Below are 26,926 nucleotides of genomic sequence, written 5' to 3'. Positions count from 1 at the left end.
TTCTATATATTTAAAAGGATATCATTATTAAATGATTTGAAATTTATATTTTTGAATTCTCTTTAATACATTTGATCAGGTATTCGGTGCATTGGAATGTACCTGAGATACCGCTGAAAACGTTGAGTTTATCAGTATTATAGTCTAATTGATTACCTATATACTCAGTTTCTATATGAAATTAGTGCCAATAGAAAAGCGCAGCGGTCTTACCCGTGAGGAATTTATCGAGAATTACCTGAAACCGAGCCGGCCGGTCGTTTTCACCGATCTGGCAAAAGATTGGCCAGCGGTTCAGAAATGGACATTTGACTGGTTGAGGGAAAATCACGGCGATCTGGATGTACCGCTGGTTGACAAGCACCTGCACGATGCCGATAAATATTTTCAGATAGCGAAAACCATGAAGTTCGGCGAGTATCTGTCGCTGATCGAGAAGGGGCCGACCGACCTGCGTATCTTCCTTTTTGATATTTTCAAAAAGATCCCCGAGCTCGCAGATGACATCCGTTTTCCGACCATTATGGACGGATTTTTAAAATCATACAAGTTTGTATTCTTCGGAGGTCAGGATTCTATCACCAGCCTGCACTATGATATGGATTGCTCCAATGTGTTCCTGACCCAGTTTCAGACACGCAAGCAGGTCATTTTGTTTTCTCCTGAGGAAAGCCGCAGGCTATATCACCACCCATTCACAGTAATGAGCAAAGTGGATCCGCTCAATCCTGATTATGAGCGTTTTCCTGCATTAAAAGGAGCGGTAGGGCATGAAACGACGTTGCTTCACGGTGAAACGATCTTCATTCCGTCTCTGTGGTGGCACCATATCCGCTACGTTGACGGAGGTTTCAGCCTTGCTTTGAGAGCAAACAACTCAATCTTCACAGCGGTAAGAGGCGGTATGAACCTAGTTCGTCACACATTCGTCGACAAAAGTATGACCAAGCTACTCGGTCTTGGCTGGCAGCACTGGAAAGAGAAAAAAGCAGTAGAAAATGCCGAAAGTGTGCTGAGACAACAGGCATAAGGCAGTTCCGGACGCATTTCAAGGAAACTAATCTATCTTTGAAATGCGTTATTTCCGGTACGGCCTTATTTGTTGTTATGAACTTCGAACTCACTTCCGAATACCAACCTACGGGCGATCAGCCCGTTGCAATCGATCAACTTGTTCAGGGAATAGAGGCGGGAGAACCGGCACAGACACTCCTCGGTGTGACCGGCTCCGGTAAAACCTTTACGATAGCCAACGTAGTTTCCCGCGTTCATAAGCCTACCCTGGTATTAAGCCACAACAAAACCCTGGCGGCGCAGCTTTACGGTGAATTCAAGCAGTTTTTTCCTACCAATGCGGTAGAATATTTCATCAGCTACTACGACTACTACCAGCCGGAAGCATTCATTTCTACGACCAATACTTACATTGAAAAGGACCTGATGATTAATCAGGAGATAGAAAAGCTGCGTTTGCATACTGTTTCTTCTCTGATGAGCGGGCGGCGGGATGTGATCGTGGTGGCTTCCGTTTCGTGTATATACGGTGCAGGGAACCCCAATGAATATAAGAAGAGTATTGTCAGTGCAAAGCTGGGCGATGTTGTAAGTCGCAATCAATTTCTGTTCAGGTTGGTGGAAATACTTTACAGCCGCACGGAGCTTGAATTTACCCGAAGTACATTTCGCGTGAAAGGAGATACCGTGGACGTTTATCCGGGTTATGCGGATTTCGCGTACCGGTTCATATTTTTTGGCGATGAGATTGAGGAAATACAGCGAATTGAACCAGAGACAGGCAAAAAAATATCTTCGGAAAAGGCGGTTGCTATTTTTCCAGCTAACCTTTTCGTCACCGGGCGGGATGTGTTGACGCAATCTATCAAAGAAATTCAGGACGATCTGGCTATGCAGATCAAGTATTTTACCGCTGAGGGAAGGTTAGCTGAGGCGGAACGCGTGAAGGAGCGGACGGAGTTTGATATGGAAATGATGCGCGAGCTCGGTTACTGCTCGGGTATTGAAAACTACTCCCGCTACTTTGACCGCCGTTTGCCGGGGCAGCGTCCTTTTTGTCTGCTGGATTATTTCCCGGACGATTTTTTGATGGTTGTGGATGAAAGTCACGTCACGATGCCACAGATCCGCGCGATGTGGGGCGGCGACCGGTCGCGTAAAGAGGCGCTGGTGGAATACGGTTTCAGGCTGCCTTCTGCATTGGATAACCGGCCACTTACTTTCCAGGAATTCGAGGACATGACACCCCAAACGATTTTTGTGAGCGCTACACCCGCCGAATATGAGTTAAGAAAGTCGGAAGGAGTTGTAGTAGAGCAGATTATTCGTCCAACCGGCTTGCTGGATCCTGAAATAGAAGTCAGGCCAAGTCTGAACCAGATCGACGATCTTCTGGAAGAAACAACCAAAAGGATAAAAATGGGTGACCGGGTGCTGATCACCACTCTGACCAAAAGGATGGCCGAGGAACTGAGCAAGTACCTGGACCGCGTGGGAATTAAATGCCGCTACATTCACTCGGAAGTAAAAGCATTGGACCGGGTGGAGATATTGCGGGAGCTTCGCCTGGGTGTTTTTGATGTGCTGGTAGGAGTGAACCTGCTGCGGGAAGGGCTCGATTTGCCCGAAGTGTCGCTGGTAGCCATTATGGATGCTGATAAGGAAGGTTTTCTGAGAGATACCCGCTCGATGATCCAGACAATCGGCCGCGCTGCGCGGAATGACCGTGGGAAAGTGATTATGTACGCGGATGTAATGACAGGCTCCATGCAGCTGGCGATCGACGAAACCAATCGCCGCCGCAGCATTCAGATGGAATATAATATCGAAAACGGTATTGTTCCTAAAACAATCCTGAAATCCAGGGAAGCGATCATGGAACAGACTTCCGTTGCCGATTCCAAGGTGCGTAAAGTATATGTAGAACCAACCGAAATTCGAATTGCCGCCGATCCGGTTGTTCAGTATATGGGTAAAAGTGACCTGCAAAAACTAATCGCCGAGACGCAAAGAAAAATGGAGGCTGCCGCGAAGGATATGGACTTCCTCGAAGCCGCCAGACTACGTGACGAGCTGTTGCAATTGAAGGACCGGGCGAAGCAGGAGGCGTAATTTATAGTCTTAGATCTTCAAATTTCCTGGGATTTCTGCTTGTATGGAATATTGAAGCGACGTAAATCCTGTTATCTTCGATATCTATCCAATACGCAATCAGATAGGGGAAAACTTTAAGAGGGGTGAAACGAAACGGGTTATTGTATTTTAAGGCGTACTTGTAGGGGTTGTCAGCAATAGAGTCCAGATAATGAGAGAGCTCTTTGACAAATCTTTGTCCCAACCCGGCCTGCTGCGTGTTGTAATATTCGAATGTTTCTAAAAGTTCTATTTCGGCACTTTCGAGAAATTCGATGTTATAAACGCTCATACTTGCCTTTAATGTCCTTCCAAGAGCGGGAAGTCATTCTCCCTTCTTCAAAAGCTTTTTTACGACGAAGTAATTCTTCATTGGCATCTTCTGAAACTTCAACTTCGCTTTCCAGGGCACTCCGTACCTGTATCTTTTCAATTTCGTTGAGAGAATTGATCACTTCCAGTAGTTGGTTCAATGAGATATTAACCGAAGCCATTGTTATTTTTTTTTACAAAGCTGTTTTCTATACCACTAATATACAAAGATTAACATTTACAGGTTCCGATTTTGCCGATGTGCTCAGGACGCAGGTTTTGCCATTTCTGCATCAAACAATCTCAGTACCTCTTCCCAATTATTTACCCTGGGATATTTATCGATCCCTGCATTATGTCCTGCGGAGAAGAGAATTGGTGTCCCCTGGCAGTAATCGAGGTTTTTCAGGTGATCGTCGATCAGGTAGTCTGTGTTGATCACACGTTTATCTCCGCAGAAAACGATATTTTTCCAGTGGATTGATGGGAAGTGCTCGTTTAGCCAGTCATGTTTTTCCAGAAGCGAATTGGGAAATTCCATTGCGGCGGAGACGATGAAGATATCGAAATGCTCCTGCAACTTTAATATTGCTTCCTGCGAACCGCCAATCACCGGGGCGTATCGGAAAAAGCCAGGTTTATAAAGCAAACTTCTTGCAGCAATAGGATCTGGAAAAGCCTGATCCTCAGGGATTCCAATCATCGACTCCCGACTTACTCTCACGCCAAATGCTTTTTCATAAGCATTAATCCAATTCATCTCAATGTCGACAATGACATTGTCCATATCTACTGCTATTGATTTTCTCGTCATTTTGATTTGCGGTTTCGTGCAACAAAAGTAAAATTTATCTGCAATATTTTGCAATATTTATTTCAATTAAATATTAAGTTTGCAGAAATAAGGATGTCAATATGTTAAAGGAAGAGCGGTTTAAAGTAATTCTTGATCGTCTTGTCAATGATCAAAAGGTCTATTTGGCCGGGTTGAGTACAATTTTGAATGTGTCTGAGGATACAGTCCGGCGGGATATCAAGGAGTTGGCTGACCAGGGGCTACTGAAATCGGTGCGGGGAGGGGCGGTGCCGCATTCTCCCGGGCCGCATCATTTTCGGGACCGTATTTCTCATGATAAAGATCAAAAGCAGATTATCGCCAACAAGGCGCTATCCTTTTTAAAAGATGGACAAGTCGTCATTTTTGACGGAGGTACTTCTGCAATGCTGATCGCACAATCGCTGCCCAAAGATTTGAAGATCACGGTAGTTACGAACAGCTTTCCGATCGCTTCTTTGCTGGAAGAGCATGGATTTGTAGAGGTGCTTTTTGCCGGCGGCCGACTCTTGAAAGACTCATTTGTGACAATAGGAAATGATACCGTTCAATTCCTGCAAAAGTTCAGGGCCGATATTTGTCTGCTTGGAATTTGCAGCATTCATAAAGAGCTGGGTGTGACGGGGCCCGATTACGAGGAAAGTGAGGTGAAAAGAACGATGATCCAATCTTCACGCGAGGTAATAGCCCTCGCTACCGCGGAAAAACTTGAAACTGCGGAGGCATTTTATATTTGCCCGACTGAGCGGTTGTCTGTCATTATCACCGATCAGCCGGGCGGACAGGAAGCATTTAAAATGTATTCCGATCTTGGAATTAAAATGGTTTAAACCAGTCGGTCATTCTTCTTTATCCCGAAAAACCTGTTCCGTTTTAAAAAAGGTATCGTCTATCGTTTTGGTTTCCTGATAGATAACATTTGAAAAGCCCAGCATAAACGCGATAATAAACCGTCGCAGCCACTTGATTAGGCAGCGGAATATTTTTCCAATACTCATTTTCCAAAAATAATTAGAATGTATAATAGCCCTTCCCGGACTGGAAACGGCAATGAAGTCGTCGCTGAAAGCTGCACAGCTTACAGGATTTTAAAGCAGAACGAGCTGCTCAGGAATTGGAAAATGAAGAATCGGGTTCGTAGGAAGGACTGGTGCTGGATTTGGATAAGCTTACTCTGCGTATTTTAAAGGAGTAGGAGAGAAACCGATGTTTCAAAGTTGAGAAGCGGGTTGCAGTGATATTTGCAAAACTTAGCAGTTGGCAGAAATAACGCTTGAATAACTCTGTGCAGTCTGAAAACCCTTTAAAACTCGTTGAATTAACGGAGAAAACCGCCGTCGGCTTTCGGGAGCGACGTTTGGCGAGATTTGAAACGAATACCTGCTCCGTCTGATAACCCGAAACCCTCGCGGATTCATGGAAAAGGTTAGCCCCGGTTGATAAAATAACCAGGAATAGCCACCTTAAAATGGTCGTATGTACGGGCAATATGTTTGAATGTGAATGCATTATTTGGGTCCCATTCTGATTGCGCCGTCGAGCCGGATTACCTCGCCATTCAACATAGGGTTTTCTACGATTGATTTAGCCAGTAACGCATATTCGGAAGGTCGCCCGAGGCGGGAAGGAAACGGGATCTGCTGCCCTAGTGACAGGCGCGCTTCTTCCGGTAATCCGAGCATCAAAGGCGTCTCAAACAAGCCTGGCGCGATTGCCATTACCCGGATACCCGACTTTGCAAGGTCTCGGGCGACGGGCAAAGTCATACTCACGATCCCACCTTTACTCGCTGCATAAGCAACCTGCCCCATTTGTCCATCGTAGGCTGCAACGGAGGCAGTATTGATGATCACGCCCCGCTCGCCCTCTGCATTCGGTAAATTTTTTTCCATTGCGAATGCCGCTAAGCGCATGACGTTAAATGTGCCGATCAGGTTCGTGCGGATTGTTTTTTCAAATAATTCAAAAGAATGCGGGCCGTAAATACCTTCCGATTTGCCTACTATTTTTCTCGCAGGAGCGACGCCGGCGCAGTTAACGACAATATCAAGTTGGCCAAAACTTTCAATAGCCACCTGAATCGTTTTCAGAACTTCCGTTTCGCTTGAAACGTCGGTTTTTACAAACCTGATCCTTTCGGAAAAAGCGTGTTCCAACGCCAGTCCGGCAGTTTCATTCAAATCCAGAATTACCACATTTGCACCTGCTTCAACAAACAAACGGGCGGTGGCTTCCCCTAATCCGGAAGCCCCGCCCGTTATCAATGCAGTTGCGTCTTGTAGTTGCATTATGTTATCTTTTCAATATATGTTCCGGAGCAGGATGTTCTTCCAGGAATTTACGGGCGCGTTCGGTTTTATCAGCTACAATTTTGGGTATAGGCAGATTATCAAGGTTTCGATCATAAGTGATCTTCAAATCTGTGCCGATATTTTTTTTCGAAACTTTCATACCGTTAAGCCTTTATTAAAGTTATCGCTTTTTAATTAGAAAACTGTCGTAGTTCTTATTAGGTTCAAAATAATGCCAGGTACCGTTTTTATATCCTTCAACTACTAATTCCGAGCTCGACGGGTCATATATTTTAGAAATGATAATTTGATATAACCTTGTCCTGGATGCTGTGCTACCCTCGAAATATAAAGATTTGCCCGGATTTAAATTTAAAAACATACCTATCAGACCTATCACTGTTGCGATTACCTGATTCATGTCTCCATTATCAGTGATACTAATATCGCTATACTCATGTGTCGCATCCTCGTAGTCAACAAGAGACAGGTTGAATACATTTAGGTGAAGCGGTGTTATGAACACCACTTTTGTGAAAACACCTCTTTTTCCAATGCTTTGAAATTCAAACCGATTGTTTTCAGTGTTAGCTATTACCGGATATTTCTCGTAGTTCATTTACGGAACCACTTCAATCTTCACTTTCAACAAAAACTCATCCATTTCAATGTCAGTTGCCTCTCCATTTAAATCGGTTACCAGATTCAAATCCAGTGCCTGTACTTCCTGACAGATATAGTCTTTGTTGGCAGTGACTGCGCTGGCGAGCAGGTTGTCATTGTTTTGCAATGTGATCCTGATCTTGTCAGTTACTTCGAAACCGCTGTCTTTACGCAGGTTTTGAACCCTGTTTACAAAATCCCGCGCGATGCCTTCCAGGCGCAGCTCGTCGGTTACTGTGATATCCAGTGCGACGGTTAATCCACCCTCACTGGCTACCAGCCAACCCGGCACGTCTTCCGCAATGATTTCGACGTCCGTCAAAGCAATATCAATCGCACCGCTTGCAGCCTGCAGGGTAATGGTTGTGTTTTGCTCAATATTCTTGATCTGAGCCTCATCCATCGCAGAAATAGCAGCAGCCACTTCTTTCATCTTAGGCCCGAACTTCGGTCCAAGTGTTTTAAAGTTCGGCTTGATCTTCTTTTTCAAAATGCCGCTGTCGTCGTGCACGAACTCGACGGTTTTTACATTAACCTCTGTCAAAATAATACCCGTAACCTGCTCGATCTGACGTTTTGTTTTGTCACTCAAAACCGGGATCAGGATCTTGGACAGCGGCTGACGAACTTTCAATTTATGTCCTTTCCGGATCGAATGTACCAGGGAGCTGATCGATTGTGCCAGCTCCATCGACTGTTCCAGATCGGTATCAACATACTCCGTTTCGATCTTCGGCCAATAGGTCAGGTGCACTGATTCGTATTTGTAGTCGGTACCATGCTGAACAGCCAGCTCGCGATCTCCGTCAGTCAGATTTTTATATAACCATTCTCCGAAAAACGGCGCAATCGGTGACATTAGTTGCGATACTGTAACCAAACAATGCTGTAAAGTTTCGTAGGCAGCCCTTTTATCGTCCGTCAGGCCGGTACCCTGGTCCTGCGACGGGTTCCAGAACCGGCGGCGATTCAAACGGATATACCAGTTGGAAAGCTGATCCGTCACAAAATCCTGAACCAGACGGCCCGCTTTGGTAGGGTTATAATCGTCAAACTGCTCCCCAACTTCCTTGATCAGCGTATTCAATTTGGACAGGATCCATCTGTCAAGCTCTGTCCGTTTTTCGATCTGAACAGAATTTGCTTCATGGAACTCGTATCCGTCCAGGTTCGCGTAAAGTGCGAAGAAATTATAAGTATTGACGAGCGTACCAAAGAATTTACGCTGCACTTCACCAATACCATCGATATTGAACTTCAGATTATCCCACGGTTCCGCATTGGTGATCATGTACCAGCGCGTAGCGTCGGGGCCGTATTGAGCCAGGGTTGAGAACGGATCGACAGCATTACCCAATCGCTTGGACATTTTATTGCCGTTTTTATCCAAAACCAAACCTGTCGAAACTACATTTTTGAATGCAACCGAATCGAACAACATTCCGGCGATCGCGTGCAATGTGAAGAACCAGCCGCGCGTCTGGTCTACACCTTCGGAGATAAAATCGGCCGGGTAACTTTGGTTAAATATCTCCTGATTTTCAAACGGATAGTGCCACTGCGCATAAGGCATTGCGCCTGAATCGAACCAAACGTCGATCAGATCCGGCTCCCTGTGCATTACGTGGCCTTTTTTGGAAACCAATACAATATCGTCTACGTACGGTCTGTGCAGGTCGTAGTCTCCGTGTTCCAGTTTTTGCAGATATTCGGAATTATGCAGCGCCTGTTCGCGTGTCAAATGTCCGGAGATGATCGCCTCTTCGAGCAAATCTTTCAATTGATCGATCGAACCTACACACACTTCGTCGCCATAATCATTCCGCCAGATCGGCAGCGGGGTTCCCCAATACCGGGAGCGAGACAGGTTCCAGTCAACCAGATTTTCGAGCCAGTTTCCAAAACGACCTGTTCCGGTGCTTTCCGGTTTCCAGTTAATCGTCTTATTTAGTTCTACCAGTCTGTCTTTCAGAGCGGTAGTCTTGATAAACCAGCTGTCAAGCGGGTAGTAGAGTACCGGTTTGTCAGTCCGCCAGCAGTGCGGGTAGGGGTGTTCATATTTCTCAACCTTGAATGCTTTGCCTTCTTCTTTGAGCCTGATCGCTATCAAAACGTCAGTAGCGCGGAATTCCGGGTCATTTTGCTCTTCTTCCGGATAGTATTCAGGTTTCACAAAACGTCCGGCATAATCAGTGATTTCTTTTACAAAACGGCCACGACGATCTACAATCGGCACTTCTTTGCCATTCTCATCTTTAACCATGATTGCCGGGATACCATTTGCCTGCGCGACCCGGAAATCGTCTGCACCGAAAGTAGGGGAGGTATGCACCACGCCGGTACCATCTTCGGTCGTAACAAAATCGCCCAGTATAACCCGGAAAGCGGGTGCCTCTGGCTGCACGTAAGGCATTAACTGCTCATATTCTATTCCATCCAGCTCGCGGCCTTTGATTTCTTTCAGGATTCGCCACGGTAGCAGTTTTTTGTCGCTGGCTGCGTAACCTTCGAAGTCACCATTCTGACCTTTTTCACTAAAATATTTACCTAATAAATCCTTGGCCAATACCACCGCAACCGGCTCGTGGGTGTATGGGTTGAAGGTTTCAACCAATGCATAGGTGATATTCGCGCCAACTGTCAATGCCGAGTTGGCGGGTAAAGTCCAGGGGGTTGTAGTCCAGGCTAGTATGCGGATGTCCAGGTCTGGGAAGTCTGCTAAGGCTTCCGAGGTTTTAACCTTAAACATCGCTACAATCGTGGTATCCTTTACATCCTTGTAAGTCCCGGGCATATTCAGCTCGTGGGACGAGAGGCCGGTACCTGCTGCGGGGGAATAAGGTTGGATCGTATAGCCTTTGTAAAGTAAACCTTTGTCATACAGCTTTTTAAGCAGGTTCCAGAGGCTTTCTATGTATTCACTTTTATAAGTAATGTATGGATTTTCCAGATCCACCCAGTAGCCCATTTTCTCGGTCAGGTCATTCCATTGATCGGTAAATTTCATGACCGTCTGGCGGCACTTTTCGTTATATTCAGCAACAGAAATGGTCTTCCCGATATCTTCTTTGGTGATACCCAATTCTTTTTCAACCTGCAATTCAACAGGCAAACCGTGCGTATCCCAGCCGCCTTTGCGTTTTACCTGAAATCCCTGTAATGTTTTGTACCGGCAAAAAATATCTTTGATCGCCCGCGCCATAACGTGGTGAATTCCGGGCGTTCCGTTGGCAGAAGGCGGCCCCTCAAAAAAGGTGAAGGTTTGCGCGCCTTCGCGGGTTTCCACAGAAGCGTCGAATATTTTTTTGTCTTTCCAAAACTGCAGTACCTCGTCACCGATCTTTGGGTAGCTAAGGTTTTTATATTCGTTGTATTTCATAATGCAAATTGCTGTTAGCCTTTGGCTATTAGCCAGTCGTGTAATGCGCGGTTTACTTCCCGCTTTTGAAATTTTCGGAGTGCAAAATTACGGTTTTTTTTCCGCTAAATTGGTCGTAACCCTTGTAATGAATGTGCTGATGATTGTATTATTTTAGCGCCGGTCTCGATGCGGGAACACTGGTACGAAGATTTGAAATCTGTCGCCAGAAGCATTATAACCTTGATTAACCAACGCAAAAGCTAGATGGAACTGTACGAAAAACTATTGACCGCCAACAAATCCTGGGCAGCCGAGCAGCTCAATGTGGATGAAAATTACTTTATGAACCTTTCTCAGGATCAAAAACCCGACTTTCTATGGATCGGCTGTTCCGACAGCAGGGTCCCCGCCGAAAACCTGACAGGCTCGCATCCAGGCGAAATGTTCGTGCACAGAAACGTCGCTAATCTGGTAGTTCACACGGATATGAATATGCTGAGCGTACTGCAATATGCGGTTGAGGTGCTGAAAGTCAAGCATATACTCGTTGTTGGGCATTATCAGTGCGGCGGGGTGAAGGCTTCCATGACACATCAGGATCTGGGTTTGATCAATAGCTGGCTGAGAAATATCAAAGACGTTTATGAAAAACATTCCGCCCAGCTGGAAGTGATACCTGATGAAAAACTGCGTTTTGACCGCCTCGTGGAGCTAAATGTGCTCGAACAGGTGAAAAATCTCGCCGAGACTACTATTGTGCAAAAAGCGTGGCATATTGGTAGTGAGCTGCATTTACACGGCTGGGTATTCGGCCTGCACGACGGTCTTATCAAGACGATTATCCATATGCCGCCGGGAACCGAGGTACAGGGAATTAACAAATATGAATTTGACTGACCTGTTTCCTGGAAAAAAAGATAACATTAACTTCGTATCTTGATTCAGTCTAATTAAGCAAGCGAGGGTTAATGAAAAAACTGATAGGCAAACTGCACCTGTATCTGGGGCTTGTGTCAGGGGCGATTGTTTTTGTTATTTCGGTTACGGGTTGTATCCTCGCATTTGAGCAGGAAATCAAGGCGCTCACGCAGCCTTATATGTTTGTGGAAGGGCAGAAGGAAGGCAAATTGCTGCCGCCATCGGTTTTGGCAGCCGAGGCTGAAAAGGTACTTCCCGGCAAAAAGGCAAATGGCGTACTGTATGATGCGCCGGGTAGAAATGCGCAGGTCGGTTTCTATAACGTCGATCCTGAGTTCTATTATGTAGCCTATCTGAATCCATTTACCGGGAAGGTGGCCAAGGTTTGGGACGAGGATGAGGACTTTTTTCATTTCATCCTGCACGGTCATTACTACCTGTGGTTACCGGAAAAGATCGGTCAGCCGGTCGTCGCTTCCGCCACTTTGATTTTCTTCTTCATGATGATCAGCGGGATGATACTTTGGTGGCCTAAGAACAAAGCGGCTTCAAAGCAGCGTTTTTCGATCAAATGGAATGCCGCCTGGCGACGCAAAAACTACGATATCCATAATGTGCTGGGATTTTATATCATGTCCATAGGCGTAATTTTGTCACTCTCTGGCCTGGTTTGGGGGTTTGAATGGTTTTCTCAGGGCTTATATACAGCTACCGGCGGTGAAGGTTCCGATGTTTACTACAACCCAGCTTCCGATACTACGCTGGTCAATGCGGGCAGAGGTCCCAAGCAGGCGACTGATCGCGCCTGGTATGCTTTGCAAAAGGAATATCCTAACTATTCGTCGCTGAATATATCTTTCCCCAACTTACCTTCCGAGTCGATCTATTCGTATGTGAATTTTCGCGAAGGGACTTATTACAATGTGGATTATAATTATTTTGACCAATACACTCTGAAGAAAATCAAGGCTACCGGACCTTACAGCGGGAAATACAGCGAAGCCAATTTCGCACAGACGCTCAGGCGGATGAACTATGATATTCACGTCGGTGCTATTCTTGGCCTTCCCGGTAAAATATTGGTATTCCTTGCAAGTCTGGTCTGTGCTTCCCTGCCCGTCACAGGATTTTTGATCTGGTGGGGACGAAAGAAAAAAGCAAGGAAAACGGTGCGGAGAAATCTGCGTGGCGTCAAACCTGATCTGGTAACGCGCTAGCCTTCTTATTTTTTCTGATAAATCCGGACATAGTCTATTTCAAACCGCGAGGGGAAATCTGTTCCGGAAGGATCGCCGCCGTTATCGCCGCCAATTGCCAAATCCAGCAATATGTAATGGGGCTGGTTAAATGGTTTGATCGCCTTGTTTTTCGCATTCACAGCTTTGGTCAGGTCCTGGGAAACGAGTAGCAGATCATCCACGTAAATTTTGATGGATTGCTCGTCCCAATCCATGCGCCAAACGTGGAATTTCTCCGACCATTTAGGATCCTCAAAGGTATTTATCTGCTTTCTAACCGAATTCCAGACGGGTTTATATTGCTCATTTGAACCCCAGGCAAGATTGGCCAGCAGCATATTCCGGTAGTATTCCATGATATCAATCTCTCCGTTATCCGGCCACTCGCCTTTGACTCCCAGGGTCCAGAATGCAGGCCAGAGCCCGGCGCGGGTATCAATTTTCGCCCGTATTTCAAACCTTCCATATTGCCAGCTGTGGCTTTTTTTGGTTGTAAAACTGGCCGAAGTATATGCTGCATATTCCCGGTTTTCTTTCCAATTGTTGCTTCCGGGCTTGTAGTCAGGGTTTTTGACTTTCTCTTTTTTTGCCTCAATAATCAGGTAACCGCCTTTGCAATAAGCATTTTCAGGCTGGTACCATTGCAGTTCGTGGTTTCTGACAAAACCTTTTTCCGGTTGCCAGCTTTTCGGATCCGGGGCGCCTTCACTGTCAAATTCATCGGCCCAAACCAGTTTCCATTGTGCAAAAGCAGGTGTAGCGAAGATCCCGAAAAGGGCAGCCAGCAGAATATTTTTCATATTTCAAAAGATTATGGAACCGATAAGGCTGGTGGCCTCATTAAACTAATAAGGCGAAAGCGATTTTTATTTAACCAACTTTCCCTTCTTTTGTTAGCAAGGCAAAAGTTGTCAGTACCGGAAACTGCCAGCTTAAAGTACAATTCAATGAGTAAAATACTAGATACCGCCCGGAAAGCCGGATTAGATGGTTTCATGCTCGCATTGCTCTGCATGATTTTGCTTGCGTGGCTCTGGCCGTACCCGGGAATGAAAGAAAGTCCCGTCCCGCTTTCTGAAATATCCACATATGCAGTTTCCGTCATTTTCTTTTTTTACGGACTGCGGCTGAGTCCCGACAAGCTACGGGAAGGACTCACCAACTGGCGGCTTCACCTGATGGTACATCTGTCCACATTTGTCCTTTTTCCAATCGTTGCGCTGGCTTTTAAACCATTGTTTCAAAGTGATGAAAGCAAGACATTATGGTTGGGGATCTTTTTTTTAACGGCACTGCCGTCTACGGTTTCGTCATCGGTAGTGATGGTTTCCATTGCGAGAGGCAATATTCCGGCGGCGATATTCAATGCGAGCATTTCCAGTTTGATAGGCGTGGTGATTACCCCATTCTGGATGGGGCTGGTACTGGATACCGGGCCGGGGCATTTTGACTTACTGTCAGTAGTAGGAAAGCTGGCTTTGCAAGTATTACTTCCGGTATTTGCCGGGATTCTATTGAACAAGCGCTGGGGTTATTTTGCGGAAAAGAATAAAAAGTATATCCGCTATTTCGATCAATCGTCTATTTTGCTGATCGTATATACTTCATTCTGTGAATCTTTTGGCGAGGACCTTTTTAGTTCGCTTGGATTGAAAGAAATCGTATTTTTGGGAATAGGAATGCTGGCACTGTTTTTCGCAATCTATTTCCTGTTGACGTTTATCAGTAATCTGTTAAAGTTTAATCGCGAAGACCGCATCACGGCTGTCTTTTGCGGTTCCAAAAAATCGCTGGTACAGGGGGCGGTCATGTCAAAAGTGCTTTTTGCAGGTCCGCAGGCGGGTATAATGCTGCTTCCTATTATGATTTATCATGCACTGCAACTTATAGCAGCGAGTATCATTGCCCAGCGGCTGGCAAAAGAGCCTGTCGGAGAAAATAAGTTTTAACATAATTTCCAACTTGATGCGATTGATTTCCTGGTTTGTGCGCGTGCTTGTGTTGGTTCTGTTAATAGCAGGGTTAAATTCAATATGGTCTAATTTCAGAACCGGAAACTGGGTGCCCGACTGGTTTGGAATGGAAGATAAAACGCAGACTACGCACACGATCGTTTTGCAGGAGATCAGCGCAATGGGTAAGCTGGAACTGGTGAAGTACAACTTTAAGGATGTAGTGGAGCGTGAAAAAGTGAAGATGTTCCTGCCCAACGCAAAAGCGATCCTGATCGTGCAGGGAGAAGCAATCGGCTGCATCGACCTCACGCTGGTGGAGATCGCCGATATTTCTTCGGAAGACGAATACCTGGTTGTGAATATGCCCGAGCCGGAGCTTTGTGTTTTTAAAATAGATCACAGTAAATCAAAGATTTACAATACCGAATACGCATTCAACGAAGAAGGAAAGCTGGTGGAAGAAGCTTACAGGCAGGCCGAAAAGCAAATCATGAAATCTGCCCGGGACATGGGGATTTTGGAACAAACCAAGGAGAATGCACGGAAAATACTGACGCCTGTTTTAGAAAAAGCATCAGGGAAAAAAGTAATACTTAAATTTCCAATGAGCGTCGAGATCGAAAAATTGCGCTAACCATTTTGCCACAAACCCTTAACGATGGACAAAAAAGGATTTCTCACGGTAGAAGAACTAAGAAGTAAAACGGTTGAAGGGTTGATTGATACGATCGTGGTCGGTTTTACGGATCACTACGGCCGGTTAATGGGAAAGCGCGTCGACGCGGAGTATTTTCTCGATTCAGTCCTGGAAGACGGGACTCACGGTTGCAATTATCTGCTCACGACGGATATGGCGATGGACCCTGTACCGGGTTACAAATATGCCAACTGGGAGTTGGGTTACGGCGATTTTCATCTGGTACCTGACCTGAAAACGTTGCGTGCGGCGGATTGGCTCGACAAAACGGCACTGGTAATTTGCGACGTTCACAATGATAAAACACACCAACCCGAATCCATAGCGCCCCGTTCCGTTCTTAAAAAGCAGCTGGACAGGCTGAAAGCAGATGAAATGGGCTGTTTTGCCGCCTCTGAGCTGGAATATTACCTGCTCGAAAACAGTTACAAGCAAGCATTTCAGCAAGGTTACCAAAACCTCTCGCCGGCCGGTTATTATCTGGAAGATTATCACATTATGCAGGGAACGCGGAATGAAAAATTTACTTCCGTGGTAAGAAGGCATTTGAAAAAATCAGGCATTCCAATCGAAACTTCAAAAGGCGAGTGGGGGCTCGGCCAGCACGAGCTGAATGTGAAATATGCAGACGTACTTTCGATGGCCGACAACCATGTCGTTTACAAGCAATGCATGAAGGAAGTGGCTGATGCGATGGGGCTTTCCGTCACTTTTATGGCCAAATTCGCGACGGATCAGGCAGGTTCCAGCAGTCATATTCACATGAGTTTGTGGAAAGATGGCGAGAATGCATTTGCAGGCGACCAGGAGTTTGGCCCGGTCAAAGGGTCTGATCTTTTTCGCTGGTTTCTGGGCGGGTGGATCAAACACGTACCGGATGTAATGCCTTTTTATGCGCCTACGGTCAACTCGTACAAGCGATTTGTCGACGGCTCCTGGGCGCCCACGAGGCTGGCGTGGAGTTACGATAACCGGACTGCGGGTTTCAGGGTAGTCGGAAGCGGAAAAAGTTTGCGGATCGAATGTCGGATCCCTGGTGCCGATTGTAATCCTTACCTGGCCTTTGCAGCTTCCCTGGCATCAGGACTCGATGGTATCAAAAATAAAATAGAGCCACCCGAGTGCTTTGAAGGAGATATCTACGCTGCTGCCCATTTGCCCCGCGTGCCTTATACCCTATCGGAGGCGGTCGCTATATTTGAGCAAAGTGAGTTTGCCAAAAACACCTTTGGAAAAGAAGTAGTCGAGCATTACACCCACTTTTTCCGAAACGAACAAAGAGCCTACGACACATCAGTCACAGATTGGGAGCGGAAGCGCTATTTTGAGCAAATTTAGAACTTAGGTTTTTTTGTAAAACACACACTTAATTTCATGGCAGATACCTTTCACAGATTTATCTTCAATTTGTTTTTAGTATCAAAAACAGGCAAAACCTGATGCCTAAGGAACACAAAGAGGAACTACACAAATACCTGACGGGCTTGGTCCAAAATCGTAACTCTGAAATGCTGGCGGTACCTTGTATGCCTGACCACGTGCCTCGGCGAAAAATGTAAAAACATTTGATTATTAATAACATCACATAACCGTAAAAAACATAAACCAATGCGTTTAGAAGGTAAAGTTGCCCTTATCACAGGCGGAAGCGGCGGGATTGGCCGTGAAACTGCTCTTTTATTTGCAAAAGAAGGAGCCAAAATTGTCGTTACCGATGTAAATGACGCTGCTGGTCAGGAAACCGCTGATGAAATTGTTAATGCAGGCGGGGAAGCTTTCTTCCTGCATTCAGACGTTTCCAAAGCGGCTGACTGTGAGGCTGCCGTCGCTTTTGCGGAAGAGAAATTCGGCAAGCTGAATATCATTTTCAATAATGCAGGAATCATGCACAGTGACGATGATAATGCGATGACCACCGAAGAGTCAGTTTGGGACTTGACCATGAATATCAACGCAAAAGGTGTGTTTCTCGGTTGCAAATACGGTATCCCGGCGCTGCAAAGAGCAGGAGGCGGTTCGATCATCAATACTGCTTCTTTTGTAGCCATTTTGGGCGCGGCCACTCCGCAGGTCGCTTACACAGCGAGCAAAGGTGCTGTTCTGGCTTTGACAAGAGAGCTTGCGATCATTCACGCCAGGGAAAATATCCGTGTGAATGCGTTGTGTCCGGGACCTTTGCGGACGGAGCTTTTGATGAAGTTCTTAAATACAGAAGAAAAAAAACAAAGGCGGCTGGTACACATTCCGATGGGTCGTTTCGGAGAAGCCAAAGAAATGGCATACGCCGCATTATTTCTCGCTTCCGATGAAGCTTCGTTTGTGACAGGTACTGATTTTCTGGTCGACGGAGGAATCACGTCCGCCTACGTTACTCCCGTTTAAGAAGAGTTAATGGAGGAAAGGGATGAAGGGAGGAAGGAGGAAGGAGGGTAGGGAAATAATAGTTCATCCTCTTTTTTGTTCTCCTTATCTTTCCTTTCTTGGCCCCCGTCCCTCCTTCGTCCCTTTCCTCCTTCCTCCCTTTATTCCCCTTTAAAAACAATGTCAATTCAGAAAACAATAAGTCCGATTGATGGGTCAGTTTATGTGGAACGCACATTGGCTGATGCCGCGGCCGTAGAAAATGCTTTAAATGAAGCAGTTGCTGCGCAAAAGGAGTGGCGCAAAACGACCGTGGCTGAACGCGCTGCAATATGTCATAAAGCAGTCGAGTACTTCCTTGATCATGCCGACGAGATCGGCTTGGAGTTGACCTGGCAAATGGGCCGGCCGATCCGGTATACTGCGAATGAGATCCGGAAAGGTTTTCAGGAACGCGCTAAATATATGATCTCTGTTGCCGAAAAGGCGCTTTCGGATGTGGAAGTGGAGGAAATTCCGGGGTTCAAACGATTCATCCGCCGCGATCCGCTCGGGGTTGTATTTGTGGTCGCTCCCTGGAATTATCCGTACCTGACCTCCGTCAATTCTGTTATACCAGCTATTATGTCTGGAAATGCGGTGATTTTGAAGCACGCGCAGCAGACTCCGCTTTGTGCCGAGCGTTATGCCGCCGCTTTTGAATATGCAGGTTTGCCTAAGGGGGTATTCCAGTTTCTGCATTTAAGTCATGGGCAGGTGGCGCATGTGATCGGCGATAAGCGTGTTGATTACGTGGCATTTACCGGTTCGGTAGAAGGTGGGCATGCGGTGCAAACGGCCATTAATGATAGGTTTATAGTCGGTGGACTGGAGCTTGGCGGGAAAGATCCTGCTTATGTGAGGGCCGATGCGAATCTTGCAGATGCAGTCGAGAATCTGGTCGACGGTTCTTTCTTTAACTCCGGACAATCGTGCTGCGGTATTGAGCGCATTTATGTGCATAAGGACGTTTATGAGCAGTTTGTTGATGAATTTGTCAAGCTGACAAAAACCTACAAACTGGGCGATCCGCTGGACCCGGACACTACACTGGGACCTATGGTGCGGACTTCTGCTGCTGATTTCGCTCAAAAGCAAATTGATGAGGCAATCGCCCAGGGCGCTGCTGCATTGATTGACCCGGGTCTGTTTCCCTCACATCAGTCAGGCACCCCTTACTTTGCGCCGCAGGTATTGGTTAATGTAAGTCATTCGATGGACATTATGACAGAGGAGACCTTTGCGCCGGTAGTGGGTATCATGCCTGTTGAAGACGATAATGAGGCAATTAAATTAATGAATGACAGTCAATATGGGTTAACAGCATCAATCTGGACTTCGGATCTGGATGCCGCACTGGCGATCGGTGAGCAGGTCGAAACCGGTACCTGGTTTATGAACCGCTGCGACTATCTCGACCCCGCATTAGCGTGGACAGGTGTGAAAAATTCAGGGCGCGGCTGCACGCTTTCGACGATAGGGTACGAGGCATTAACACGTCCGAAATCATTCCATTTAAAGGTTAACAGCTGATTTTCGATGAAGGTAGGACTGCTGGAATGTGACCACGTGCGCGAAGAGCTGCTGCATATTGCCGGGGATTACAGACAAATGTTTCCGGCATTGTTCAAGCAGGTTGCGGCGGATTGGGAATTCACATTTTATGATGTTTGCAATGGGCATTTCCCGGAATCCGCTCGTGCGTGTGACCTATATATTTGTACGGGTTCAAAATTTTCAGTTTATGACGAGGAAGAATGGATTTTCAGGTTGAAAGAATTTGTGAGGGAGATTTATGAATCCGGTCAAAAGTACGCCGGGATCTGTTTCGGGCACCAGATGCTTGCAGAAGCTCTGGGCGGTAAAGTTGAAAAAGGCAGTTTAGGCTGGTGCGTGGGCGTACATGAATTTTCGCTTTTGAAACCTGCAAACTGGATTAGTCCTTCAAAAGAAAAATTTAATCTGCTGATGATGTGCCAGGACCAGGTTGTGAAAATGCCGGAACACAGTGTATTGCTGGCGCAAACTAGCGACTGCAATGTCGGCATGTTTCAGGTTGGGACGAATATGATTGGTATCCAGGCACATCCGGAGTTTCCCAAGAGCTATAATAAGGCTTTAATGGAGTTGCGGATTGAAAGAATAGGCGAGACCAAGGTCAATTCAGGTATTGTCAGTCTTTCAATTCCTACCGATGAACTGCTGATTGCAGGCTGGATAAAGAATTTTGCATCATTATGAAGTAGTCGGATGTATGCTTATTTTTAGCCTACAATTTGTTACGAATCACTTTTTTCAATGACTGAAAGCACTATTTCTCCACGGCAAATACTCAGCTCGTATCAAACGAACCAGAAAATCAGAAGGATTGCTTTTGAGATTTATGAGAATAATTTTAAAGAAACTGGCGTAATCATCGCAGGCATTTCGGGAGAAGGATATGCTTTCGCTGCAATGCTGGCGGCGGAATTGGGTGCAATAGCTCCTTTTCAGGTGGATTTGATAGAGCTGCGTTTTGATAAACAGCTGCATTATCAAAGTCCTATTGTTTTTGATAAAGAAATAGAAATTGAAAACCGGGTGATTATCCTGGCTGACGATGTTCTGAATACCGGCCGTACCCTTGCTTTCGCGCTTGAACCTTTTCTGAAAGTACCGATGAAAAAAGTGCAGGTCGCCGTAGTCGTGGACCGCAGCCACCACTTATTTCCCGTGCATGCCGATTACGTAGGCTATTCCCTGAGTACAACATTAACTGAGCACGTGAAAGTAGTGCTCAGCAAAAAAGGCGAGGAAGGGGTATACCTGAAATAGAAAAAAGATCAGTTATACACCCTTCTCAACTTGACATTTTCTACCGGGCGGATGATCAGAGGCACTTTTTCTATCTTCACCGAACTGCTGTCCAACCCGAACCATTTGTCTTCCGGAGTAGTGAAATCTTTCACGAAAAAGTAGGTTTTCATCACCAACTGCTCGAATAGCGGCAGGTCATTTTCGAAAGAAAGAAACCTTTCCAATACTACAAAGCGGAAATCTCCCGTAATATTCTGCTTGCTCAGCGACTCGTAGCGGCTCGTAATATCCACCTCCTTATTCATCACCATATCTTCCACAACTTTGCGGAAAAACATATTGATCCGTTGATCCACCCGGAAACCAAGCCTGAAATTGATCTTGATCACATTGTCGTTATTGTCGTCGTCCGACAATACCTTGTACTCCATTGTGTACGGATCGTCAGTAATGTCCACGTGTATAAACCAATATACGTCAGCACGTTTGGGCCTTTTTTGAAAAATGGAGTAGATGACTTTTGTTTCAATTTCTGTTGCTCTCGAAGCATTTGTCATGAAGACAAGGTGCGTCGTGTATTTTGGAATACTGATATCCCGGCTAAGCTCATGCAAGGCTGGCAGATACTTTTCCAGTTTGGTGTATTCGGTCAATCTCAGTTTGATGTAAAAAGCTCTAAGCCAAACGGTCATCAAACCTGCTACCAGCGTTCCCGCCATGATCGTAAACCAGCCGCCGTGCATGAATTTAGACAAGTTCGCACCCAGGAACATGCCTTCTATAAATAGGTAAAGCAGCATGAATGCAATGACGATCCAGAGGTTTACCCGCTTGATATAGAGATAGTAAGAGAATAAAATGGTAGTCATGATCATGGTCAGCGTAATCGCCAGACCATATGCCGCTTCCATATTGGACGATTGGCGGAAATACAAAACGACCCCGCTGCAACCGAGCCACAACAGCCAGTTGATACTTGGCACATAAAGCTGTCCTTTCTGATCGCTTGGATAAATGAGCCTTACTTTCGGCCAAAAATTCAGACGGATAGCTTCTGAAATGAGCGTAAATGAGCCGGTTATAACCGCCTGACTAGCGATGATCGCGGCCAGTGTAGCAATCACAACGCCCGGCAGCAGCCACCATTCCGGCATGATTTCGTAAAAGGGTTTTCTTGCATTAAGCAGGTTGCCCATTTCAGTGATCAGCCAGGCGCCCTGGCCGAAATAGTTGAGCAGCAGGCATATCTTGACGAAAATCCAGCTGATACGAATATTTTCGCGGCCGCAATGTCCAAGATCGGAGTACAAAGCCTCAGCACCTGTTGTACAAAGAAATACTGCACCCAGTATCCAGAATCCTTCGGGATGATCGGCAATCAAATGATAGCCATAAACCGGATTGAGTGCTTTTAATATCTCCGGGTGAACCAAAATCTGGTTTAAACCCAGCACGCCCAGCATGACAAACCAGGTAACCATCAGCGGCCCGAACGCCCGGCCAACTACTTTGGTACCAAAAGCCTGGATAACGAAAATCAACGTCAGAATGCTGATTACGATGGGTATGGTCTGGATATTCGGATATATGAGTTGTAAACCTTCTACCGCAGAGGAAACGGAAATGGGCGGGGTGATGATACCGTCGGCGAGTAGGGTACTACCGCCGATAATAGCCGGGACTGTGAGCCACTTGGCGTGTTTTCGGACCAATGCATATAACGCAAAAATCCCGCCTTCACCTCTGTTATCGGCGCGCAGGATCAGAATTACATATTTGATGGTGGTCTGGAGTGTCAGCGTCCAGAAGATACAGGATATAGCTCCGTAAATAATTTCCTCAGTAATGCGCTCGTTCATGATGATCGCCTGCATTACGTACAGCGGAGAAGTGCCAATATCCCCGTAGATGATGCCGAATGCGACCAGTACACCGGCTGCGGTTACCTTATCAACTTTGTGCTTAGATTCCATTCACTTTTTTTGAAAAAACAGCGAAAGTTAGGAAACGGCATGCAAAGAAGATATTCTGTCCGATAAATTTAATTTGGGGTTAAAAGAAAGTTAGCTGGTGAAGGTGTTTAAAAGCAGGTAACCGTTCAGTGCGATGATTATCAAAGTGATGATCCAGCTTACTGCCGTCAGCCCGCGGGAATTTGCAAAACGCCCCATAATGCTGGATTTTGAGGTGAAAAACACGAGTGGGACTACTGCAAAGCTCAATTGCAAGGACAAAATAACCTGACTGAAAACGAGCAGTTCGGCAGTTCCCTTTTCTCCGTACAGGATCGAAACAACCAGTGCCGGAATGATCGCAATACCACGTGTAATTAGTCTGCGCAGCCAGGGTTTCAATCTGATATTCAGGAAGCCTTCCATGACGATTTGACCTGCAAGTGTTCCGGTCAATGTGGAACTCTGTCCCGATGCGAGCAGCGCGAGTGCAAAAAAGATACTGGCCAGGCCAACTCCGAGTACGGGGTCAAGTAAGTGGTATGCATCGGTAATGTCGGCAATTTCAAAGTGTCCATTGGCGTGGAATGCAGTCGCTGCCAGGATCAGAATGGAAGCATTGATAAAAAAGGCCAGACCAAGCGATAGCGTGGAGTCGATCGTTGCGAATTTGATGGCCGAACGTTTTCCCTCGTCGTCGCGGCGGAAGGCGCGGGTTTGTACGATACTGGAATGCAGGTACAAGTTATGCGGCATGACGGTCGCCCCCAGGATTCCAATCGCAATATAGAGCATGCCGGGGTTGGTAATGATCTCGGTTTTTGGTAATAATCCATTTGCTATGCCCGCCATTGAAGGCTGGGAAACGATCATTTCATACAAAAAACTAAGCAGGATAATACCCATTAATCCGGCCACGATACTCTCGATAATCCGAAACCCTTTTTGTTGGAAATACAGCACCAGCAGTACGTCAAAAGCGGTGAAAACCACACCGACAGGCAGTGGCAAGCCGAAAAGCAGGTTGAGCGCGATTGCCGAACCGATCACTTCGGCAAGGTCCGTGGCTGCGATGGCGATTTCAGACAACACCCAAAGTACAAATGAAACCGGGCGGGAATAGTAGTCGCGGCATGCTTGTGCGAGGTCTCTGCCGGAAGCGATGCCGAGTTTAAGTGAAAGATGCTGCAGTAGCATCGCAAAAAGGTTGGAAATCAGAATCACCGAAAGCAGTGCATATCCGAACCTCGATCCTCCTTCAATATCGGTAGCCCAGTTTCCCGGATCAATATAACCTACTGCGACCATCAGGCCCGGGCCGGTGAATGCCATCAGTTTTTTCCAAAAACCAGCTCCCTCGGGAACCGCTATACTGGAATGTACCTCCGACAGAGAGGCGAGCTGCCCTTTATTATCTAACGATTCTTTGTGTAAAAACTCTTTCACTTTTAAGCCGTCAATCATTTTGGGTGAACCTACGGAATTAATAATTAAATGCCGAAAACAAATATAAGAAAAATCTCAAAAAAAATTTAGCCTAGTCTAAATTTTTTTACTCCGCTTGCAGGATTGTACTTTTGCTTATATTCAGATCAAAATCCGGGTTTTCTCGAAATGCAGAATTCGTTCACAGAAGAAAATTATTTAAAGATCATTCATGCCCTTTCTGGAAGGGACGGCGGGGAGGTGAGCACGAATGCGCTCGCTGAAAGTACCGCGACCCGCGCCGCTTCTGTGACAGATATGCTGCGAAAGCTCGCAGACAAAGGGTTAATTAATTACAAAAAATACCAGGGCGTCACGCTGACCGAACTAGGCGAGAAAGTTGCGATCAAAGTAATCCGAAAACACAGGCTCTGGGAGGTTTTTTTGGTTGAAAAGTTGGGTTTTGGCTGGGATGAGGTGCATGATATCGCAGAAGAGCTGGAACATATTCCCTCTGAAATTCTAGTGGAAAAACTGGATACTTATCTCGGACATCCGAAATTCGATCCACACGGAGATCCGATCCCCGACGCAAAAGGAAATTTAACAGAACCCGATTACAAAGTGCTGACCGACGTGCAGGTAGGAGAGAAAGTGAGAATGATGGGTGTGCTGGACCATGCGCCATCGTTTTTGCAGCATTTGGACAGGTCGGGTATTAAACTGGGATCTGTTATTCAAGTGAAAGAAATTAATGAATATGATAAATCTGCTTCTGTACAAATAGACGGGGGCGAGTCGTTGTTTATCAGTCTCGAGGTTTCCAAAAATTTATTGGTTCAGCGCCGATGAGACATAACCAGCCATGAGATTGAAAATCCTGGATCGCTACCTGATCAAAAACTTTCTGATTACCTACGTTTTCGTAGCATTCGTGATCGTGCTGATCATTTGCATGATCGACTACACCGAGAAGGTAGACGACTTCCTTGAAAAAAAGGCCCCGCTGCGGGAGATCCTGATTGATTACTACCTCAACCTGATACCTTACTGGATCAATTACATCAGTCCCCTGATGGTGTTTATCGCGACGGTGTTTTTTACGTCCCGCATTGCCGCGCGAACCGAAATTATTGCTATTCTGAGCAGTGGGATCAGTTTCGGGCGGTTGCTGCTGCCTTATATGATCGGCGCGACCATCCTAGGGATTATGACATTTGTGCAGGTAGGGTGGATATTGCCCATAGCGAATAAGATCAGGAACAATTTTGAAAAGACCTACGTCAAGGACCAGTTCTATTTCAGCGGGCATAACGTCCATATTACCATTTCAGACGACGTTTACGCCTATCTTGAAAGCTACAATAGCTCCACGAACACTGGTAACAAGTTTACGATGGAAACGATCAGAGGCAACGAACTCATCCAGAAATTTTATGCTGATAAAATCGTGTGGCAGGAAAAGAAGCAGAAATGGACGCTGCAAAACTACCAGGTCAGAACACTGGACAGCCTCGGAGAAAAACTGAGCAGCGGGATGGAGATCGATACGACGATCAATCTTTCACCGAAGGATTTCCAGAGTGACTATAACCTCTTCGAAACCTTCACATTGCCGGAATTGAACGCCCATATCCGGCTGTTGAAAAGCCGCGGCTCGGATGGTTTGGAGGTTTACCTGATCGAAAAGTACATTCGTTTCACGCAACCATTTGCCATTCTGATACTTACCGCTATCGGAGTGATTGTTTCGGCCCGAAAAAGCAGGCGCGGGGTGGGCTGGCAGATTGCGCTGGGTTTTATGCTGGCGTTTATTTATATCCTCTTCTTTCTTTTGTCAAAAGGCGTGGCCGAGGCTGGTACGATCAACACACTTTTTGCCGTTTGGCTTCCCAATATCGTTTTTTCATTCATAGGAGTGGTTTTATATAAAACATTGCCACGTTAGCCATGTTATCGTCCACTACATTACGATCGTACCTGCACCTGCATTTTTTGGTATTGATCTGGGGATTTACCGCGATCGTCGGTTTGCTGGTTACCATATCGCCTGTTTCATTAGTCTTATACAGAACGCTTTTTGCAGCAATCGGTCTGGGTGCTGTAATTTTTCTTAAACGGAAAACCTTTAAAACGCACGCAACGGATTTGCTCCGGATGCTGGCCATAGGTTGTGTATTGTCTGCACACTGGATGCTATTCTTTGCCTCGGCGCGGGTATCTACTGCATCGGTTTGTCTGGCCGGCATGGCGACTACCTCGCTTTGGACAAGCATTATTGAGCCTTTGGTCAATAAAAAAAGCATCCGGCCGCTGGAAGTAGGGTTGGGCATTCTGGCGTTTGCAGGGTTGTATGTAGTATTTCGTTTCGAATTTGACCACGCCCTCGGATTGCTGCTTGCATTGGCGTCCGCATTGCTGGCTGCCATGTTTACGGTGGCTAACAGCAGGCTCGTACAGCGGATTGATGCCTATATCATTACATTTTACGAAATGATAGGAGCCACAGTTTTTTCGCTTATTGCATTAGTTGTTGCCGAAACTTTCGGCTGGACAGGCAACGCGCCTTACCTGCCGGGAACGGGTGATTGGGTCTGGATTCTCTTCCTCGCATGGATCTGCACGGTGTACGCAAGCACGATGGCGACACAGTTGATGAAACAATTTTCAGCCTACCTTATTAACCTGACTATCAACCTGGAACCGGTTTACGGCATCGCACTGGCCTTTATATTTTTTGGTGAGAAAGAGCGGATGACAACCGCATTTTATTGGGGTACCACATTGATCCTTCTCGCAGTACTGCTTTATCCGCTGCTATCAGGAAGTGTTTTTGATGGAGGCAACCGGAAGGTCAGTAAGGCGGGCAAATAGAACGCACGCAAGGGTCAAAAGAAGCATATTAACTTATTACTGCTATTTTTGTCGATTCAATC

Annotated in this window: 27 protein-coding genes; 16 read left to right on the top strand and 11 right to left on the bottom strand. The window is 46.2% G+C overall.

Annotation, left to right across the window (positions count from 1 at the left end; all coding sequences use genetic code 11):
* The first annotated feature begins 175 nt into the window (after positions 1-175).
* On the top strand, positions 176-1,030 hold the full coding sequence (locus FXO21_RS06200) for a cupin-like domain-containing protein (protein ID WP_149639283.1): 855 nt from the start codon (positions 176-178) through the stop codon (positions 1,028-1,030).
* 77 nt (positions 1,031-1,107) lie between these two features.
* Positions 1,108-3,126, top strand: a complete 2,019-nt coding sequence (uvrB, locus tag FXO21_RS06195; RefSeq protein ID WP_149639282.1) for an excinuclease ABC subunit UvrB — start codon at positions 1,108-1,110, stop codon at positions 3,124-3,126.
* Between the two features lies 1 nt (position 3,127).
* Here the strand turns inward: uvrB and FXO21_RS06190 are convergent, their stop codons facing one another.
* The 3 genes from FXO21_RS06190 to FXO21_RS06180 all read right to left on the bottom strand — a co-directional run bounded on the left by FXO21_RS06190 (position 3,128) and on the right by FXO21_RS06180 (position 4,273).
* The gene (locus FXO21_RS06190; RefSeq protein WP_149639281.1) at positions 3,128-3,439 is read right to left on the bottom strand and encodes a type II toxin-antitoxin system RelE/ParE family toxin; all 312 of its coding nucleotides are present in this window, start codon (positions 3,437-3,439) and stop codon (positions 3,128-3,130) included.
* Positions 3,426-3,641 (bottom strand): hypothetical protein, encoded by a 216-nt coding sequence (locus tag FXO21_RS06185; protein ID WP_149639280.1) that lies wholly within the window; start codon positions 3,639-3,641, stop codon positions 3,426-3,428. Before FXO21_RS06185 ends, FXO21_RS06190 begins: the two co-directional genes overlap by 14 nt.
* 83 nt (positions 3,642-3,724) lie before the next feature.
* On the bottom strand, positions 3,725-4,273 hold the full coding sequence (locus tag FXO21_RS06180; RefSeq protein ID WP_149639279.1) for a 5' nucleotidase, NT5C type: 549 nt from the start codon (positions 4,271-4,273) through the stop codon (positions 3,725-3,727).
* Between the two features lie 101 nt (positions 4,274-4,374).
* Here FXO21_RS06180 and FXO21_RS06175 point away from each other — a divergent pair, with 101 nt between their 5' ends.
* On the top strand, positions 4,375-5,124 hold the full coding sequence (locus tag FXO21_RS06175) for a DeoR/GlpR family DNA-binding transcription regulator (RefSeq protein WP_149639278.1): 750 nt from the start codon (positions 4,375-4,377) through the stop codon (positions 5,122-5,124).
* A 277-nt stretch (positions 5,125-5,401) separates the two neighbouring features.
* On the opposite strand, the gene FXO21_RS28925 is transcribed toward FXO21_RS06175, so the two are convergent.
* Genes FXO21_RS28925 through ileS form a run of 5 tightly spaced genes read right to left on the bottom strand, consistent with a single transcriptional unit; the run spans position 5,402 to position 10,627 of the window.
* Positions 5,402-5,803: a hypothetical protein gene (locus FXO21_RS28925; RefSeq protein ID WP_149639277.1), complete on the bottom strand. Its 402-nt coding sequence runs from the start codon at positions 5,801-5,803 to the stop codon at positions 5,402-5,404.
* Positions 5,803-6,582, bottom strand: a complete 780-nt coding sequence (locus FXO21_RS06165) for a 3-hydroxyacyl-CoA dehydrogenase (RefSeq protein ID WP_149639276.1) — start codon at positions 6,580-6,582, stop codon at positions 5,803-5,805. Before FXO21_RS06165 ends, FXO21_RS28925 begins: the two co-directional genes overlap by 1 nt.
* A 4-nt stretch (positions 6,583-6,586) precedes the next feature.
* Positions 6,587-6,745, bottom strand: coding sequence for a hypothetical protein (locus FXO21_RS28705; RefSeq protein ID WP_192579172.1), 159 nt, complete (start codon positions 6,743-6,745; stop codon positions 6,587-6,589).
* A 21-nt stretch (positions 6,746-6,766) separates the two neighbouring features.
* Complete coding sequence (locus FXO21_RS06160; RefSeq protein WP_149639275.1) at positions 6,767-7,204, bottom strand: DUF6934 family protein; 438 nt, start codon at positions 7,202-7,204, stop codon at positions 6,767-6,769.
* Positions 7,205-10,627 (bottom strand): isoleucine--tRNA ligase, encoded by a 3,423-nt coding sequence (gene ileS, locus FXO21_RS06155; RefSeq protein ID WP_149639274.1) that lies wholly within the window; start codon positions 10,625-10,627, stop codon positions 7,205-7,207.
* 246 nt (positions 10,628-10,873) lie between these two features.
* Here ileS and can point away from each other — a divergent pair, with 246 nt between their 5' ends.
* Both can and FXO21_RS06145 read left to right on the top strand, forming a co-directional pair.
* On the top strand, positions 10,874-11,506 hold the full coding sequence (gene can, locus FXO21_RS06150) for a carbonate dehydratase (RefSeq protein WP_149639273.1): 633 nt from the start codon (positions 10,874-10,876) through the stop codon (positions 11,504-11,506).
* A gap of 71 nt (positions 11,507-11,577) precedes the next feature.
* Positions 11,578-12,744 carry a PepSY-associated TM helix domain-containing protein gene (locus FXO21_RS06145; RefSeq protein WP_149639272.1) on the top strand — a complete coding sequence of 389 codons (1,167 nt, stop codon included), beginning with the start codon at positions 11,578-11,580 and terminating at the stop codon, positions 12,742-12,744.
* A gap of 5 nt (positions 12,745-12,749) precedes the next feature.
* Here the strand turns inward: FXO21_RS06145 and FXO21_RS06140 are convergent, their stop codons facing one another.
* Positions 12,750-13,565, bottom strand: a complete 816-nt coding sequence (locus FXO21_RS06140) for a glycoside hydrolase family 16 protein (RefSeq protein ID WP_149639271.1) — start codon at positions 13,563-13,565, stop codon at positions 12,750-12,752.
* A gap of 147 nt (positions 13,566-13,712) precedes the next feature.
* On the opposite strand from FXO21_RS06140, the gene FXO21_RS06135 reads away from it, so the two are divergent.
* From FXO21_RS06135 to FXO21_RS06100, 8 genes are all read left to right on the top strand, one after another.
* Entirely contained in the window at positions 13,713-14,714 is a 1,002-nt protein-coding gene (locus tag FXO21_RS06135) for a bile acid:sodium symporter family protein (protein ID WP_149639270.1), read from the top strand.
* A 16-nt stretch (positions 14,715-14,730) separates the two neighbouring features.
* Positions 14,731-15,354 (top strand): DUF4230 domain-containing protein, encoded by a 624-nt coding sequence (locus tag FXO21_RS06130; RefSeq protein ID WP_149639269.1) that lies wholly within the window; start codon positions 14,731-14,733, stop codon positions 15,352-15,354.
* A gap of 24 nt (positions 15,355-15,378) precedes the next feature.
* Positions 15,379-16,755, top strand: coding sequence for a glutamine synthetase family protein (locus FXO21_RS06125; RefSeq protein ID WP_149639268.1), 1,377 nt, complete (start codon positions 15,379-15,381; stop codon positions 16,753-16,755).
* Positions 16,756-16,811: 56 nt separating this feature from the next.
* Positions 16,812-16,976, top strand: a complete 165-nt coding sequence (locus FXO21_RS06120) for a transposase (protein ID WP_225865904.1) — start codon at positions 16,812-16,814, stop codon at positions 16,974-16,976.
* 49 nt (positions 16,977-17,025) lie between these two features.
* Positions 17,026-17,799 carry a glucose 1-dehydrogenase gene (locus tag FXO21_RS06115; RefSeq protein WP_149639267.1) on the top strand — a complete coding sequence of 258 codons (774 nt, stop codon included), beginning with the start codon at positions 17,026-17,028 and terminating at the stop codon, positions 17,797-17,799.
* Between the two features lie 159 nt (positions 17,800-17,958).
* Positions 17,959-19,350 carry an aldehyde dehydrogenase family protein gene (locus FXO21_RS06110; RefSeq protein ID WP_149639266.1) on the top strand — a complete coding sequence of 464 codons (1,392 nt, stop codon included), beginning with the start codon at positions 17,959-17,961 and terminating at the stop codon, positions 19,348-19,350.
* Positions 19,351-19,356: 6 nt separating this feature from the next.
* Entirely contained in the window at positions 19,357-20,058 is a 702-nt protein-coding gene (locus FXO21_RS06105; RefSeq protein WP_149639265.1) for a glutamine amidotransferase-related protein, read from the top strand.
* A 57-nt stretch (positions 20,059-20,115) separates the two neighbouring features.
* A complete protein-coding gene (locus FXO21_RS06100; protein WP_149639264.1) occupies positions 20,116-20,631 on the top strand; it encodes a phosphoribosyltransferase family protein in 516 nt (171 codons plus the stop codon).
* 8 nt (positions 20,632-20,639) lie between these two features.
* Here FXO21_RS06100 and FXO21_RS06095 read toward each other — a convergent pair whose 3' ends face one another.
* Positions 20,640-22,586, bottom strand: coding sequence for a KUP/HAK/KT family potassium transporter (locus tag FXO21_RS06095; RefSeq protein ID WP_149639263.1), 1,947 nt, complete (start codon positions 22,584-22,586; stop codon positions 20,640-20,642).
* 90 nt (positions 22,587-22,676) lie between these two features.
* On the bottom strand, positions 22,677-24,011 hold the full coding sequence (locus tag FXO21_RS06090) for an Nramp family divalent metal transporter (RefSeq protein WP_409014744.1): 1,335 nt from the start codon (positions 24,009-24,011) through the stop codon (positions 22,677-22,679).
* Positions 24,012-24,179: 168 nt separating this feature from the next.
* Here FXO21_RS06090 and FXO21_RS06085 point away from each other — a divergent pair, with 168 nt between their 5' ends.
* The 3 genes from FXO21_RS06085 to FXO21_RS06075 are packed head-to-tail and all read left to right on the top strand — an operon-like array spanning position 24,180 to position 26,864.
* Positions 24,180-24,842, top strand: coding sequence for a metal-dependent transcriptional regulator (locus FXO21_RS06085; protein WP_149639261.1), 663 nt, complete (start codon positions 24,180-24,182; stop codon positions 24,840-24,842).
* 19 nt (positions 24,843-24,861) lie between these two features.
* Positions 24,862-25,938, top strand: a complete 1,077-nt coding sequence (locus FXO21_RS06080; RefSeq protein WP_149643388.1) for an LptF/LptG family permease — start codon at positions 24,862-24,864, stop codon at positions 25,936-25,938.
* 2 nt (positions 25,939-25,940) lie between these two features.
* Complete coding sequence (locus tag FXO21_RS06075; RefSeq protein WP_149639260.1) at positions 25,941-26,864, top strand: DMT family transporter; 924 nt, start codon at positions 25,941-25,943, stop codon at positions 26,862-26,864.
* Positions 26,865-26,926: the final 62 nt, after the last annotated feature.

The organism is Dyadobacter sp. UC 10, assembly GCF_008369915.1.
Classification (GTDB): Bacteria; Bacteroidota; Bacteroidia; order Cytophagales; family Spirosomataceae; genus Dyadobacter.
Note: the sequence above shows the minus strand (reverse complement) of the source record. Positions and strands in the feature narration are given on the sequence as shown.